Raw genomic sequence first — 14,124 nt, 5'->3', positions numbered from 1 at the left:
TTCTCACCTTCACTCTTTTTGTCACATGAACCCGAACGCAAAGAAGTTTTTGGTGCTCCTGGCAGCCAGTGCCGCCTTATTAACCCCTGCTGGTCCCTCCTACGCCCAGTTTGTCGTGAATGATCCACTGCACATGGGCGCGCACATCGCGCAGTTTGCCAAGCAGTTGAAGGAGTGGGCTGAGACAATACAGAACTACAAAGTCATCGTCGATGCCAAAGATATTGCGGGCGTTACTCGCGACATCTCCGGCAAAATTCGCGACATCAGCGGCGACATCAAAGACCTGCAGAGCCGCGGTTTGGCCTTGCAGCAGCAAATTCAGGAGGACTTAAAAAAGGTGGCAAGCGTGAAGGATTTGCGACTTTCCAATCCGGCGCAGCTCTACGCGTACGGTATGGCCTTGAGCGGCATCGGTCGGAGCAGCGCCTACTATCCCAGCCTGAATAGCGCCAAACGCCTGAGGGAAGCGTTGGAAAGTGCGCAGCAGAAGGATGTGGCCACCGTTTTTGAAGTGTTTGATAAGCAAGATGTGACGAGCACCAAACGCCTGACGTATGATGAGTATAAGCAGTCGGGTACTGAACAGGTGGCCTCTACTATTGCTTTGGAAGAAAGCGTCAATAAGAAGAAGATCGAGACGGCCTTTCAGTACTACAAGATTGCCGACGAAATGACGGCCCAGAGCGTGGAGCTGCAAGCCACGCTGAAGAACCCCAACCGTTATTCTATGACGGAGGCCGAACGCATTGCCTCCATGAATACCGCCAACAACAACATGGTGGAAGCCATGAAGCTCCGCCAGGAGGCTGACCGACTGATTGCCGAGTCCGCCACTATGTCGCAGGCCAAGCAGATTGCCTCGGCCGCCTACGCCGACAACATGATGGCGCAATCTCTGATTCGGCTGGACGAACAACGCACCCGAAACTAGCCAGACGATGAAGACGCTGATACTGGTGGGTTGCCTGATGGTGGGCGCGGGTACATGGCTCCCTGCGCTGGCCCAGCGCCATATCAAGGGAGTGGGAGCTACGGTAGAACCGAGAAGGGTACGTACGCGGAAATCAGCTATAATCGATTCGTGAGCAATGCTTTGTCTCTACGCCTTGGCGCTACTCGAGAGCGGGGCACACTAGGGCTTAAGGGCGAATACTCAGCTTACGGACTCACGGCGCTGGCTGCCCCGCAGCTGTTCCGGCTTGGCGAAACGGCTTATCTGCATCTGCTGGTAGGTGTTGTCGGGCGCTATGAACGCACCGGTGAAAATGGTACCAATGGCCAGGACAGGGGCACAGATCCGCAACGCGCTACCGTCGGGCCACAAGCTGGAGCGGAACTGGATGTCTTCTTCGGGAATCGTTTCTCGCTGGTCGGTACCGCTACTAAAAGCGCCTTGTTTGGGGGCGCTCTTATCGACCGTTGGCCAGGCTTCTACGGGGTGGGGCTACGCTACCATCTTTACTGATCAATTGATTTGCGTGACCTAATTTACCGTTCCAAGCCACCCGCGTCTTTGCCGGGAGCACGCACGGCTAGCTGCTGGGCAATGCTGGGATGCTGCTGCAACTCTACCAATGTTTTGGTAGCATGGTGTAGTTCCTGACCAACGTTCCGTAACTCGGTTGATTGCAGAGCCAATCCTAGGGCTACATTCACAGGCTTGCCATTTTCGACACCTAATGGGGCGTTATGCTCTACTGCAGCTGCTACCTGGCGCAAGCTTTCCGCTTCTTTGGGCCAGTGTGACGTAAGACTTTCCGCTAGCTTACCCGCCTTCTCCACAAAGGTTTCGCGCGCCACAACGTGCTGAACAACTATAACAGTAGCAGCCAAGCGCTGGGTGTCCTTCACCAGTTCCGCATCTTGGCTTAGCACGGGATGCGTTCCTACTTCCCGTGCGGCCGCACGTATCTGATTGCCCAGTTCGGCTACCCGGTAAGGCTGAAAAATTACGTCATTTACCTGTCGTACCAACTGAGTGCCGCGGGTAGTGTCCCCCCTGTCTATGTCGCGTAGGCCTGCCCCTACTTCGTAGGAGCTGGCCTGCATCACGCGTAGCTTCTCCATCATGCTTAGTATGGGAGACGGCTCTAGCACGGGCCGGGCTTGCTGCGGATCACGGGCGGCCACAGCAGCCGGTCCAGGTAGGGGTTCGGTAATATGTTTGAACAGCTGCGCCAGCGCCGCCAGGTTTTGAACGGGGTGTTCAGGTCCGGCCGGTCGAAGCATGGCTAGATCCCGCGCCTTATTTAGCTCGCGTGGATCTACCCTGCTGAAATCTACAGCGTAGCCGGCCTCCTTTCCAAGCTGGGTAAACGCTATTTGCAGCGTGCGGCCGTTGCCTTCCCGAAAGCCATGCGTGTGGTTGAACTGATCGAAATAATAGGCGGCTCGCTCCGCAAACGTGTCTTTGGTTGGGTGCCCCCGAAGGATGTTTTCCCGCTGTAGCTGCTCGCCGATAGCATCTAAGCGCTGCTCAATCTGTGTGTAGGGAGCATAGCGCATGACGCGCGGCTGAAATTCGTTTTCGCTCGCGTAAGCAAACGTGCGTTTCTCCCCTTGGAATGCGCCTGCTGCTCGGGTCTGTCCGGCCCACTGGTACACATCCTGAAATATATGCTGGTGAATGGCCCGAAAGTATGCTGCATCGAATGTAGCAGCTAACTCTTTGGCTCCTCCCAGCAGTTGCGCCATGCGTGGAACGGAAAAATCGGCTTCGTGTAGCGCTAATTCCTTAGCGGAGGCAACGCCCAGCTTATTTTTTAATACTCCTGTTGTTTCATCGAGGAAACCATCCATTAGGCTATACTAGGTTGATTTAGCTGAAAACGCCCCGAGAAACACACTTTAACACGCTACGACAAAACGCCATAGAAACATAGCTAATTGCCAGTTTGCGCAAAGCCACTGGCCGCCCGCAGAATCTTACTTTGCATAATCTCAGCTACTACCTCTTCCATTGTTAGCTCGCCTTGTATGTAGCGGGCATATTGGGCATGCGCTTCCGCACTCGGCTCCCGATCCTGGCTTCGGCTAATAGCCAACGCCTGTTCCACAATGTGTTGCCGTTGCTCGGACGTCTGCTCGTTCGCCGCAAACTTGGGGTTGAAAGTGTTGGAATGCATATTGTTCACGGTTAAGATATTAGTTTATACGTAATTAACAAGCCAAACGCCTTACTACAGTGGGTCAGTTGCATCAGTACTGATAGGAATTGTTTGGGGCTTCGGCAGCACCCAGTCGATTGTAAAAGGAGTGAATAATGGTATACACGTCTTCCTGAATCAGCTCAAAATTTTTATCAAGAATTCTCTTTTGCACAGATAAATTAGTTGGGCGCCGAGCCTCCTGGCGAGCTAATTTCCGACGTTCCAACAGACTAAGTTGCGCAATGGCTGGCTGTTCGTCGGCCGCACCAAGAGAGCTGGGTGGTGTTTGGCTGAGCACTTCGGCTAACTCCTTCTCACTGTTTGGCTCCGCTCTTTCCATTGCTAGGGAGAACTGGACGAAAGGTTGAATGGGATGCTTTCCTGGGTACTCTTTGCGTAGGAACGTCGCCCGAAAGAAAGGCTGATCGGTTTCTACCGTCTGGCCCACAAACTCTCCTTGTTCCAAGGAAATCATATCTGTAGGCTGAAGGATGCTACGTTCTTGAAAGCTCACGCTTTGACTGAGGCTACGGTTGGTGTGGCTCCCCTTCGTCGCCCCACCCTGCGACTTGCCCGCACTCACGGATACCATCTCCTTATCCTGCTTCCCCATCATCTTCGACACGTATTCTGCGGTGGTCATGGAGTTTACCTTGCCAATCAGTTGATTGTTCAGGTTGGACACCAGCACTTCTGTTTTATCCGCACCCAGCGCATCCACCATCTGCGACTTGTCCTGGGTCATGTACACCATGGCTACCTCGTTGCTACGGGCCGTGGCCGGGAGAGTCTCCAGATCTGGAATGATAATGGTAGCAGCTTCATCCAGAAACACGAAGCTGGGATGCTTATGCTGCTGGTTCATCAGCTTGAGCGCCATCCCGATAATCAGAGCAACCAGCGGGGAAAAGGTAGCTTTAAGGGAGGCATCGTTGCCAATGGTGAGTAGCTTGGGCTCCTGCGGGTCATTCAGATTCAGCGAAAACCCCTCTCCCCTTTCCTCATCCGGACTCAGTACCCACACGATTTCGGGGCTGTTGATGGTGCTGAGCGCCAGCTGCAGCGTAGCAATCACCCCCGCCAGCTGCTTGCCGGCTTTTTCCTGCACGGCGGTGACCAAACTGGCAATGAGGGCCGCACATTCTGTATCGGTGCTGAGCATGCTGAGCACGTGTTTGTAGTTGGAATATACAGCAGTGGCCACCACGTGCGGCAGCGTGCAGAACTGCGGGAAGTTTTGCCGGTAAAACCAGATGATAGCCGTCAGGTAGGCGCCTGCACTGGCCTCGAAAAAATCGTCGCTGCCCCGGTGCGTACCGGGGTTTAAGTTCTTCAATATCGTCTTGCTCGCATCGGCGGCGTAGGCAATGACAGGCATGTTTTCCGGCCGAATAGGATTGACTTTCTCCGTCCGTTCCATATCCGAGAAGTTGATGATGTGATGCCGCAGCCGCCCTACCTCGGTCAGTGGACGGGCTATTCCTGCCAATGAGCTAACTCGGTATAATAAGCTTTCTTTCTTACGCTTATACCGCTGCTCGGCCACAACAATTGCTTTCTGCGCCGCACTGGCCAGCACCGGAAACTTAAAGTCGTAGATGAGGCCGCACATTCCATTTTGAATGAATTGCTCAACCATGGGCTCGCCAATGGAATATGTTTTGCCCGCCCCAGCGCCGCCGAATACCAACGTTCCCCGATACGGATTAGGGATGTTCACCCAGCCGCCATCTCGTGTCTGAAAACTGACTCCGTACCTGGTTTTCTGGGCCCTTGCCTCACTCCCTAAACCGAAAGCCGTTCTCTTCAGCGCAGCTCGCAGACTACCAACCACCATACTGCTCAGTAGCAGGATGCTAACAGTAGCTGGGTAAAGTACTGCAATAACCTCTGTGCTGTAAGTTTGAATGGTGACCAGTACATAAGTACCCAGAAGAAGCAAGCCGCAAACCACCCAGCTGATTTTTCGCACAAGCCGGCCGGCCGGTCGTTTGCGGCTGTTGGTAACGCTGGCCTCCCGCGCCTTCTGCAAGAACAGCATCGCCACTGCCAGCCCTACTACGCTGAGGCGAACGTATAGCCCAAAGGCTGCATAAAATCGCTGGATGCCTACCTGCACCCGCTGCGTCAGTTTCTCTTCAATACCCGCGAATTTGGGAGGTGCCTGGCTCTGTGTCGCGCTACTTGTTCTGCTCACTACCTCGGGTTGTCTTCCGGCAGGTGAGCTATGTGCCTTGCTTGCTTCAACCGTCCGTATTCCGGTAGCAGCCTTCGGTGTTGTTAGAGTGTAATACTCGCCACCTGCTGTAAGTAGCAATATGATAGCCGCAACGACTGTAACACTCAACTTATCAGGTGGTCGGGGAGTCGGTGTCTGGCTCATATAGATAAATAGTGGTGATACTTTGGACAAACTATTATAAGGTAAGAATCTTTCTCAGTATTTGCTTACAGGTTCTTATTTGTTGGGCGTAAGATATTATAGAGGATCGTGTACCAGCTGCTTCTATGCCAGCCTTAGGCGAATTGCGGTTGTAGGGAGAAGCTATTTGGTGCTAATACAAATCAATTTCTCCTTTGTCCCGATTGTGTCTTTCACCAATATCCTGTGTTCGGTAGCGGTTGATGTCCCGCTCATTTTGCACTATCTGCCGCAGCAAAGCTCCCATGCCGCGTCCAATTGTCGACGCTTCCTCCCGCTCTCTTCCGGTACGCAACAGAAAATAGGCGTTATCAACCGGCACACCCGCTTCCACCCGTTGCTCGAGCCTAGCTAAGCGGCTATAAAACGTTTTGTCATAGCTTCTTTGCTGGCCAATCTGTGTAATACGGTCCGTCTCAAGTCGCTGCTCTGGCGCCAAACGCTGATTCATCTCTCCTACCCTATCGGCAATGTGCTGGCTTCGTCGCTGCTCGCCTGCCGAGCTTTCTGCACGCTCCCGTTGCCGTCGTTGCTGCGCGCGTGCAATGGCTTCTTTTACGCCGTTCCGTAACTCATTGACGGTAGGAAAACCGAAGGTGCGTAACTGGCCCGCTAAGTCCGGTGGCCCAAACTGTTGAGCGAAATGGGCCGGCCCACTGTTTTGCCACTCTATCATGTCGAAGCGCTTTTTCGGCCCCTGCGGATTCAGGGTAATCTTCCGGGTAGCGTCGCGGGCCGACACGAGGATGTGCACATGTGTTTGCAAGCCTTCCCGCCGCTCGCCTACTTTAGCGCTGCCGGCTATTACGGCCTGGTCTGTTCCCCGATAGGTGCGCTCTTGGTGCAGGATAGCTCCCCACACCAAATCAGCGCTCTGTAGTCTCTTTCCTGCGGGTAGTGCAAAGTTCTGCGCGTAGTGCTCCATTCTGGCCCGTGTGTAAGCCTTCAGTTTCTCTAGGTCGTTACCAATAACGTCTAGCTCCCTAGCGTTCGGGCTGATAACCAAAGAGTAAAACTTGGCTTGCTCCTTCCGTAGTCCTTTGCTATTACGATCTATGGCTTGCTTTATCTCATCTGCTCCTATCCCATCCTGAGTAACTGTGAAAAACTGGGGTTCGTGCCCATCCTTCTTAGCTTCTTTAACCAAGTAGTTTATTGTGCGTACCACGCTGCCGGTATTTTGATAAGCTTGCTTTCCATGCGTGCGCGGGTCGATAATCTTGCAATACATATCACTAGTATTTGAGGTCTTATTTAGGTGTATTGGTAGACTGTTTTCTCGCTTCCGGTGCTACTTTTTGCAGGTCAGTCAACACCAAATCGACCATGGTCTCTATCTCCTTTTGGGCTGTTAGCAGCAGCTCGTGAATGTCTGTAGGAGACCAGTTATTCAGCCGGCCAACCACTGCCGTCAGCATTTGGAGCGTACGCTCCTGCGTTACGCGTGTCCTCACCAGCTCTGATAATACTTCCGCGTGTATACCGCGCTCTTGTTCTTTCAGGTAGCGGAACACCCGCTCGCCTACCTGGTGTACTTGGCCCATGATAAGCTCTCCTTCGCGCGCGATAGTGGCTTGGGGATTCAGCTTGCGCGTGGCGAAATACCGCACCGCGGCATCGGTGTAATCTTGGATGGAAAGCTTCCACCGTAAGGCTTCTTTCGCTGCTACCGCGTGGGTACTTGCTGGTAGTTTGACGTTCATCCGCTGATCTTCCCCTGCCATCTTCTGAGTTGGTTTTAGTAGAAGAATTTATCCAAAAAAATGCTGATATTCAATATGTTACGCTGAAAATTATCCGACCTGACCTTTTTATTTAATGTAAAATGCATATAGTCAGATAGTTAGCTTGAGATGCGCGATGGTCTTCTTGCTAAATCAAGTTACAGAAACCACTCTGTATAGCAGCGCTTCTCAATACGGATGAGTACTGAGCCAACCATCTATTCAGTACAGGATTGCTACTGTTGTTCTTAAGATGGCACGTGCTAACCCACCTCTCCAGGTTCATAATGAGGTCTATAAGCTCGCATGTAGCAGCGGTAATCGCCTGTTGTTATGTTGATTGTAATTTAATGAGTTAAATATTTAATGAATTCATTAAATACAATGAATGTAGAGTATGCTTCCTTTCTCCCTAATTAAAGAATTCTATAAATACAAAATTCTTTAATTAAAGAAATAATTGTATATGTATATAATGAATTCAAAAAGTTAATAAATCATAAATTCATTATATATTGATGTTGTTAGTCCATGTTTTAAGTAATTCATAAATTCATTAATTAATATGCATATGAATTATAAGAATAAAACACTCATGATTTTTTGAATTCAATAATTATATTTGCTGCGCACATTCTTCTTACTTGCTTCTCGAACCTATGGGAAAAATTATCAGCGTAGCCACCCAGAAAGGAGGTGCCGGAAAGTCGGCCCTTACCATGCTGCTTGCCTCTGCCCTGGCCGTTACCTATGACCTGCGCGTACTGGTAGTAGAGGCCGACTCACAGAAGACTATCAGCGACCGTCGCACTGAGCAGGATCAACCGTGGCTGGACGAGTTACAAACGGCCAATCCGGAAGCGGATTTCCCGTATCCCATCGTTTATCAGCCCATGGCTAAGGTGTTCGACTACCTGGACAGCGTAGAGGGACAGTATGATGTCGCTTTCGTGGATATGGCTGGCCGGGCCGATAATACTACCATGATCGAGGTACTGTCGGGCTGTGACATTATCCTGGTACCGTTGCTTTCTGACTTAGGGGAGCGGCAGAGCACCATTTCTTTTCTGCATGTGCTGGCGGGCATCAAGCAGCGCTACGCGGAGCGAAACCTACCCTTTGAGTTCTATGGGGTAGCCAACAAACGGACCCGCGCGAAGGAGGAGGAGGAGCTGGATAAAATGATTGAGGAATATCAGATTCCGCGCCTGAATGCCTTCTTGAGTGAGCGGGCCATTTTTAAGCGTGCTTCCACCTTGTACAGCCACCTAGAGCCCTCGTTCTTGCGTTGGCGCGGGGGCGAGAAAACAGCCGCAAACGAATTGCGGGCTTTATGTGATGAATTAATTGCGCGCACGGGGCTTACGGCCGAATCCGCCGCCTAACTTTCCTACCTGCCATGAAATTACCTCCATCCAAAGCAGCCCAAAGCCCCCGGCGGCCCCGCCTCACCCCTGCCGAAGCCTTAGCAACCCTGGAATCCACGGATCCGGATATTGCCGCCTCCGCTCGCAGTCAAATGCCGAATCCGCCCGCCGAGGAAACTGCACCGACCGTAGAAAACGAGGATGATCTAACGCCACCTTCACCACCAGTCGCATCAGCCCCCGTTAGCAAGCGCAAGCCCGCCGCCGAAAAGCCAGCTACTGCTCCGGCACGGCGCGGCCGGCCACCGGTGCATACGGCGGAAGGGGAAACCGAGCGGGTTGCGGTGTACATTGGCGCCAGCCTCAACCTGGAAGTAGCCGAGCACCTCGTTACGCTCCGGCGGCAAGGGGAAAAGAAGTCCCACCGGAGTTTTACGGAAGAAGCACTTCGGTTTTATATCAAGCACCTGCGTAAACAAGGGGTACTGCCTGCTGCGGAATAGCGGCTAGCGCGATTGAGTAGGAAAAGCTGCCTGCTTGTCCTTTGCACCGGCTACGATGGGGTAGGGGAGGGGGTAGGCAGTCTTTCTTAACTTATGCAGGCTTATATAGTCCATATAAGCTAACTGGATAGGGTTAAGCGTGGTCAGAGTCTGCTAGCTTGGTCTCAGGTAGCTCACCCTTCGCAACCAGTTCCCTTCGAATGAGTTCAAAAAGAACGTCGGGTGCCAAGTTGACAATAAGGGCTAGGCGGTATACCTGCACTACCGTTACTAACTCCGGATGCTTTCGCCGCTTTTGAATGGAACGGTAATCCAGCTTCCAGGCCGCAGTGAGTTCACGCACGGTCAGCTTCGTAGCATCCAGTAGTTCGCTGAGCGTGTGAATCTGCGTTGCAGTGGGGGTATAGTAGAGAGGCGTAGCAAGCGCTTGTTCCGGCGGCACGGGTTCAGCTTGATTTACGGTGACTTTTGGTTGTGGGGAGGTGCGTCGGGAGGGAGGCATCAAGCAGCAAACAAGTAGGATGAGGTAGCGCACCTATTACGCAACAACCGTTGTAAGTAGATAGCCTCAACCGTTTCGGAAGGGAAAAATGCAAGAATAGTACTTCGCCAACTAGCGCACGAAGTGAATTACATAATTCATTAATTATAGAATTAATGAATTAATAAATGCTCAATACAGGCTGACTCTCCTTGTGTAACGGCAGAGCGGTATGCAGTAGCTTCATCTAGTAAGCGGCCGGGGCAGGAGCGACGGTGAAGCAGCGCGGCGGCCTGCGCGGCCAGAACGGCTGGGCTCGTCGAAAAACTGGGGCGTTGTTGTGCTAAGCTGCGGCGAAGGCGACTCACAAAAGTCGGATGAGGACAAATAGACCGTACCGCTACTACCGTGTTGCTGGTGGCTTCCAGTAAAATCAGCTCCAGCACGGTACCCGATTTGGTTCTCAGCCACCGGGCGGCTTCTGCTTCGGTCATATCCAGCAGATTCAAGCCACTTTCAAAGGCCCAGCCGGTGCCGGCGAATTCACAGGCGACAAAGGGCAAACCGGTGCCGAGGATAGCGGCTCCGTAGTATAGTGGCGCGCAGGAAAAGAGGGCTTTGTCGTCAGGAGTCGGCGCTGGAAAGTAATAGAGGAAATTAATGAAGCCTTTGGTGAATACCGCCTGGGCGCGTTCTGTCCCTGGGTTATCGTTCGCGCACGCATAGGGTTGGCCCACAACGGCGGAGGGAACCGAAAATGGAGGAGTAGATAACATTAGACCAAGAAGCAATGAAGTGAATACTCATTTTTTCGTGGTTGCAATAGAATAGGTCAAAGCAGGGCAGGTCGAACCAACTGGTTTCTTTCAGAAGAGAAGATCGGAAACGCGTTATGTAGTAGCGTTAAACGGGGCTCCGGCAGGGGAGGCAGAGAGATGAAAGCAGGGCAGTAATACGCCTAAGCACCGAGAGAAATAAGCTTCCTCTTCACAAAACCAGGTAGCTTATGAAAGATAAGAGCTACGCAGCAGAAATCAGTTATTTACAGAAAAAAAGATTCTTAACTCCTCCTAATATCAGAATAGGAATACGCTGCTCACTAAGATCCCCTAGTTGCTGCAGCTACTAAGCAGCTGCAGCGGGCGCACAAGGGGCTTCAAGAGCCGACTCACTTGGGAGGATACCCAAAATCAACTCAGTGGCACGTTGCGCACGGCTGGCTGCTTGCACCACTAATTTTTTGTCTCCGTGAAGCTGGTCGAGCCAGAACTGCACGTAGGCTGCGGCGTTGTCTGTGGTGCGGGCCGGATCGAAGCCGGCATGCGCGCAGAGAAAAGCCGCCCCCATTTCAGCGGTTAGTTCCTCCCGTGCATAGCCTGCTTGGCCATTAGGGCGAAGCGCTTCCTCCAAATCGGGTCGGTGCAGGCGCTTGGGATGCCCGGTGGCGTGCGTCAATTCGTGAAATAGGGTTGCGTAGTATTCCTCCGCGCTATGAAAATGCTTCAACAGGGGCAAGCGTACGCAATCCAGTAACGGGCTGTAGCTGGCATTGCGGGCACCCAAGCACAGTAAAGGCCGGTTCGCCCAGCCGCTCACAATGGCTTCACCGGCCGTTAAGGGGGCATGCTGCATAGTAGCAGATGCTGGCGGAAGTGCAAGGTTTACGCCTTCTACATCCGTAATATTGAATACTATGTAATGCTTGATAAACGGGAGGCGTTGCTGCTCGCCCGTTTCAGGGTCTTCTTTGACCAGCGTATGGTAGTAGATGACTGGCAGCCCCTTCGCACCTTTGCGAATATATCCCCCTAACGCGCGGGCTTGGCGGAACGTCACAAAAAAGGGGAGGCCGTCGTTCGCTATGTGCAGCAGAAAAGCATTAATTCCACTGTAGGCCCGGTTGCTGACGTAATTGCGCGGCAACCCATACTGATGGTTCCACGGCTTGCGCCACGGAATAACGCCCGCTTCCAAAGCGGCCAGCAAGCGGTCGGTGACCAATTGATACACGTCAGGCCGTGTAGGGGAGGAGGGAGGTAGGTGCTTTTTCATAACTTGAAACATAATAATCTGTTTGTCAATTATTTGTGTAATGAATATACGAAATTTTATTATATAAAGTTGACTATTATACAACAAGTTATGGCATAAAAATCAACAAATTTTTGTAAGCCACACCGTTCTCCCAACTGCCCAACATTTGTGATTTAGGCAAAATGAAATCCAGTGCCATAGGCCTGGGAATGTGAAGTAGAGCCGCCGTCTCTAAAATGTCTCTGTAGTATGCGACCTGAAAATTAGAAATAGGAATCTACCTGATGCGCAAGTAGCTGTACCTACTCGTAATTGAGCAGTGAAAAATCGCTTTTCAGGTCCTATTTAGCTAGAAGTTGTTCGTTAATTACTATAATATTTAGTTGATTATTTAGAAAGTAACCTATGCTGAAGAAGGATAAAAATCTGCATAGTATATCGTTAGCCGATGTCATACACATTTTAAAAAATTATTTATGTGCAAAGTTTATGTACTTCATGAAACGGAACGCAAACAATATGCTAATATTTTTAGTATACTTGCTGTTCCTGTCCTGATTTCGTGCCGTATGACAACCATTGAATTAATCAAGGTTAGTAGCCCTACCACCACCGTGTGGCTTCCTTTGTTTGCCTGCCTCGTGCCGGCAGGCTTTCCCTCACCCGCCTCTGATGAGCTAGAAGAGCTGTTCGACCTAAATCACCTGCTTTTCCGCCATCCCGAGGCTACATATCTGGTGCGCGTCGCTGGCGAGAGCATGCAGGGTGCGGAAATCCACGCCGGCGACCTGCTCGCCGTCGATAAACACTTGGAGGCCGACCACAACCACATCGTGGTGGCCGTCGTCGAGGGCGAATGCACCGTCAAGCGCCTCGTACGGCGGGGGAGTAGCTGGTGGTTGCAGGCTGAGAACCCAGCCTACCCTGATTACGAAATTACCGAGCCCGAGAGCTTGCGCATCTGGGGCGTGGTGACGCATGTGGTACACGAACTGTTGCCTGGCAAGCTCACGGCCCTGCTGCGTAGCCGTGATTAGCCCCCAAGCGCTTCCTGCCGTTTCACTCTCATTTCTTTAGTCGCCCGCGGCGGCCCCTTCCTCTATGTACGGCCTCGTCGACGGCAACAATTTCTACGTTTCCTGCGAGCGGGTCTTCCAGCCCCGCCTCGACGGCCGCCCCGTCGTGGTCCTGAGCAATAACGATGGCAACGTCGTGAGCCGCAGCGCCGAGGCCAAGGCCCTGGGCATTGCCATGGGGGCGCCCTACTTCCAGGTGCGCGAACTGCTGCGCTACCACCAGGGCCACGCGCTCAGTTCCAACTACGCCCTGTACGGCGACATGAGCCGGCGCGTGATGGCCCGCCTCGCCGAGCAGGTGCCGGCCGTGGAAGTCTACAGCATCGACGAGGCCTTCCTGGACCTGCACGGGCTCACAACCTGGTGCGGCACCTTAGATAGCCGCGCCCAGGCCCTGCGCCGCGACGTGCTGGCCTGCACGGGCATCCCCACCTGCGTGGGCATGGCCCCGACCAAGACCCTGGCCAAGGTGGCCAACCGCCTGGCCAAGAAGTACCCTGAGTTGCAGGGCGTGCTACGCCTCGACACCGATAGCCGCCGGGAGCGGGCCTTGCGTGTGCTGCCCGCGGCCGACGTATGGGGGATCGGCCGCCAGTATGCCCAACTGCTCACGGCCCATGGCATCGGCACAGCGTGGGCGCTAAGTCAGGTCTCGGAAGTCTGGGCCCGCAAACATTTGGGCGGCGTGGTGGGCTGGCGCGTCGTGCAGGAGCTGCGCGGGCAGCCCTGCCAGGGCCTGCAGGCCAGCGAAGACGGGACGCTGGCCCGCCAGAGCATCAGGTGCTCCCGCAGCTTTGGGCAGCGGCTCACGGCCCTGGAGGATCTGTGGGGCGCGGTGAGCACGTACCTGAGCCGGGCCGCCGAGAAGCTCCGCGCCCAGGGAGAGCAGGCGCACTTGCTCACCGTCTTTCTCACCCAGGACCGCTACGATACCCGGGTTCCGCCGCCTTATACTCGTTCCGCCACACTGACCTTGCCGAGTGGACCGACCAATGACACCTTGCGGCTACTTGCGTACGGGCGGCGCTTGCTGGAGCGGATTTACGAGCCGGACCGTCGCTACGTGAAAGCGGGCGTCGTGCTTGACGGATTGGAACCGCCGGGCCGCGGGCAGCAACTGGACTTATTCACGCCCGCAGCTGCCTCGCCTACCGTTACAGAGGACCGCCGCCAACCGTTGATGGCGTGCGTCGATGCCTTGAATCAGCGCTTCGGGCGGGGCACAGTACGGCCCGCGGCAGCAGTAACGGCTGTGGGCCAGCCCACTCCCTGGCAGGGCAATGCCCAGTACCGTAGCCCGGCCTATACCACGCGGCTGACGGATCTGCTGCTGGTCGGATAAGCAGCGCCCGAAAAGCATAGCTA

Annotated in this window: 14 protein-coding genes; 6 read left to right on the top strand and 8 right to left on the bottom strand. The window is 53.5% G+C overall.

What is annotated here, in order from left to right; all coding sequences use genetic code 11:
- Positions 1–25: 25 nt before the first annotated feature.
- Together H8B15_RS16055 and H8B15_RS16050 are read left to right on the top strand one after the other, a co-directional pair.
- On the top strand, positions 26–934 hold the full coding sequence (locus H8B15_RS16055; RefSeq protein WP_185284474.1) for a hypothetical protein: 909 nt from the start codon (positions 26–28) through the stop codon (positions 932–934).
- 162 nt (positions 935–1,096) lie between these two features.
- Positions 1,097–1,468: a hypothetical protein gene (locus H8B15_RS16050; RefSeq protein ID WP_187320674.1), complete on the top strand. Its 372-nt coding sequence runs from the start codon at positions 1,097–1,099 to the stop codon at positions 1,466–1,468.
- Between the two features lie 23 nt (positions 1,469–1,491).
- On the opposite strand, the gene H8B15_RS16045 is transcribed toward H8B15_RS16050, so the two are convergent.
- The 5 genes from H8B15_RS16045 to H8B15_RS16025 form a co-directional block, all read right to left on the bottom strand.
- On the bottom strand, positions 1,492–2,697 hold the full coding sequence (locus H8B15_RS16045; RefSeq protein WP_187320673.1) for a Fic/DOC family protein: 1,206 nt from the start codon (positions 2,695–2,697) through the stop codon (positions 1,492–1,494).
- 188 nt (positions 2,698–2,885) lie between these two features.
- Entirely contained in the window at positions 2,886–3,128 is a 243-nt protein-coding gene (locus tag H8B15_RS16040) for an antitoxin VbhA family protein (protein WP_187320672.1), read from the bottom strand.
- Positions 3,129–3,201: 73 nt separating this feature from the next.
- Positions 3,202–4,791 (bottom strand): TraM recognition domain-containing protein, encoded by a 1,590-nt coding sequence (locus H8B15_RS16035; RefSeq protein ID WP_187320671.1) that lies wholly within the window; start codon positions 4,789–4,791, stop codon positions 3,202–3,204.
- 916 nt (positions 4,792–5,707) lie between these two features.
- The gene (locus H8B15_RS16030; RefSeq protein WP_187320670.1) at positions 5,708–6,805 is read right to left on the bottom strand and encodes a DUF5712 family protein; all 1,098 of its coding nucleotides are present in this window, start codon (positions 6,803–6,805) and stop codon (positions 5,708–5,710) included.
- A gap of 19 nt (positions 6,806–6,824) precedes the next feature.
- Positions 6,825–7,298: a hypothetical protein gene (locus H8B15_RS16025; protein WP_185284480.1), complete on the bottom strand. Its 474-nt coding sequence runs from the start codon at positions 7,296–7,298 to the stop codon at positions 6,825–6,827.
- 659 nt (positions 7,299–7,957) lie between these two features.
- Here H8B15_RS16025 and H8B15_RS16020 point away from each other — a divergent pair.
- A complete protein-coding gene (locus H8B15_RS16020) occupies positions 7,958–8,683 on the top strand; it encodes a ParA family protein (RefSeq protein WP_187320669.1) in 726 nt (241 codons plus the stop codon).
- A 14-nt stretch (positions 8,684–8,697) separates the two neighbouring features.
- The gene (locus H8B15_RS16015; protein WP_187320668.1) at positions 8,698–9,168 is read left to right on the top strand and encodes a hypothetical protein; all 471 of its coding nucleotides are present in this window, start codon (positions 8,698–8,700) and stop codon (positions 9,166–9,168) included.
- Between the two features lie 133 nt (positions 9,169–9,301).
- Here H8B15_RS16015 and H8B15_RS16010 read toward each other — a convergent pair whose 3' ends face one another.
- The 3 genes from H8B15_RS16010 to H8B15_RS16000 form a co-directional block, all read right to left on the bottom strand.
- Positions 9,302–9,673, bottom strand: a complete 372-nt coding sequence (locus H8B15_RS16010) for a hypothetical protein (protein ID WP_187320667.1) — start codon at positions 9,671–9,673, stop codon at positions 9,302–9,304.
- A gap of 149 nt (positions 9,674–9,822) precedes the next feature.
- Positions 9,823–10,386: a hypothetical protein gene (locus tag H8B15_RS16005; protein ID WP_187320666.1), complete on the bottom strand. Its 564-nt coding sequence runs from the start codon at positions 10,384–10,386 to the stop codon at positions 9,823–9,825.
- 388 nt (positions 10,387–10,774) lie between these two features.
- Positions 10,775–11,701: an ArdC family protein gene (locus H8B15_RS16000; RefSeq protein WP_187320665.1), complete on the bottom strand. Its 927-nt coding sequence runs from the start codon at positions 11,699–11,701 to the stop codon at positions 10,775–10,777.
- A 551-nt stretch (positions 11,702–12,252) separates the two neighbouring features.
- Between H8B15_RS16000 and H8B15_RS15995 the strand changes: the two genes are divergently transcribed.
- A complete protein-coding gene (locus H8B15_RS15995) occupies positions 12,253–12,720 on the top strand; it encodes a LexA family protein (protein WP_185284485.1) in 468 nt (155 codons plus the stop codon).
- A 64-nt stretch (positions 12,721–12,784) separates the two neighbouring features.
- A complete protein-coding gene (locus H8B15_RS15990; RefSeq protein ID WP_187320664.1) occupies positions 12,785–14,101 on the top strand; it encodes a Y-family DNA polymerase in 1,317 nt (438 codons plus the stop codon).
- The last annotated feature ends 23 nt before the right edge of the window (positions 14,102–14,124 follow it).

Source organism: Hymenobacter citatus (genome assembly GCF_014333615.1).
Lineage (GTDB): Bacteria > Bacteroidota > Bacteroidia > Cytophagales > Hymenobacteraceae > Hymenobacter > Hymenobacter citatus.
The sequence above is the reverse complement of the archived record's forward strand: the minus strand, read 5'-3'. Positions and strand labels throughout refer to the sequence as shown.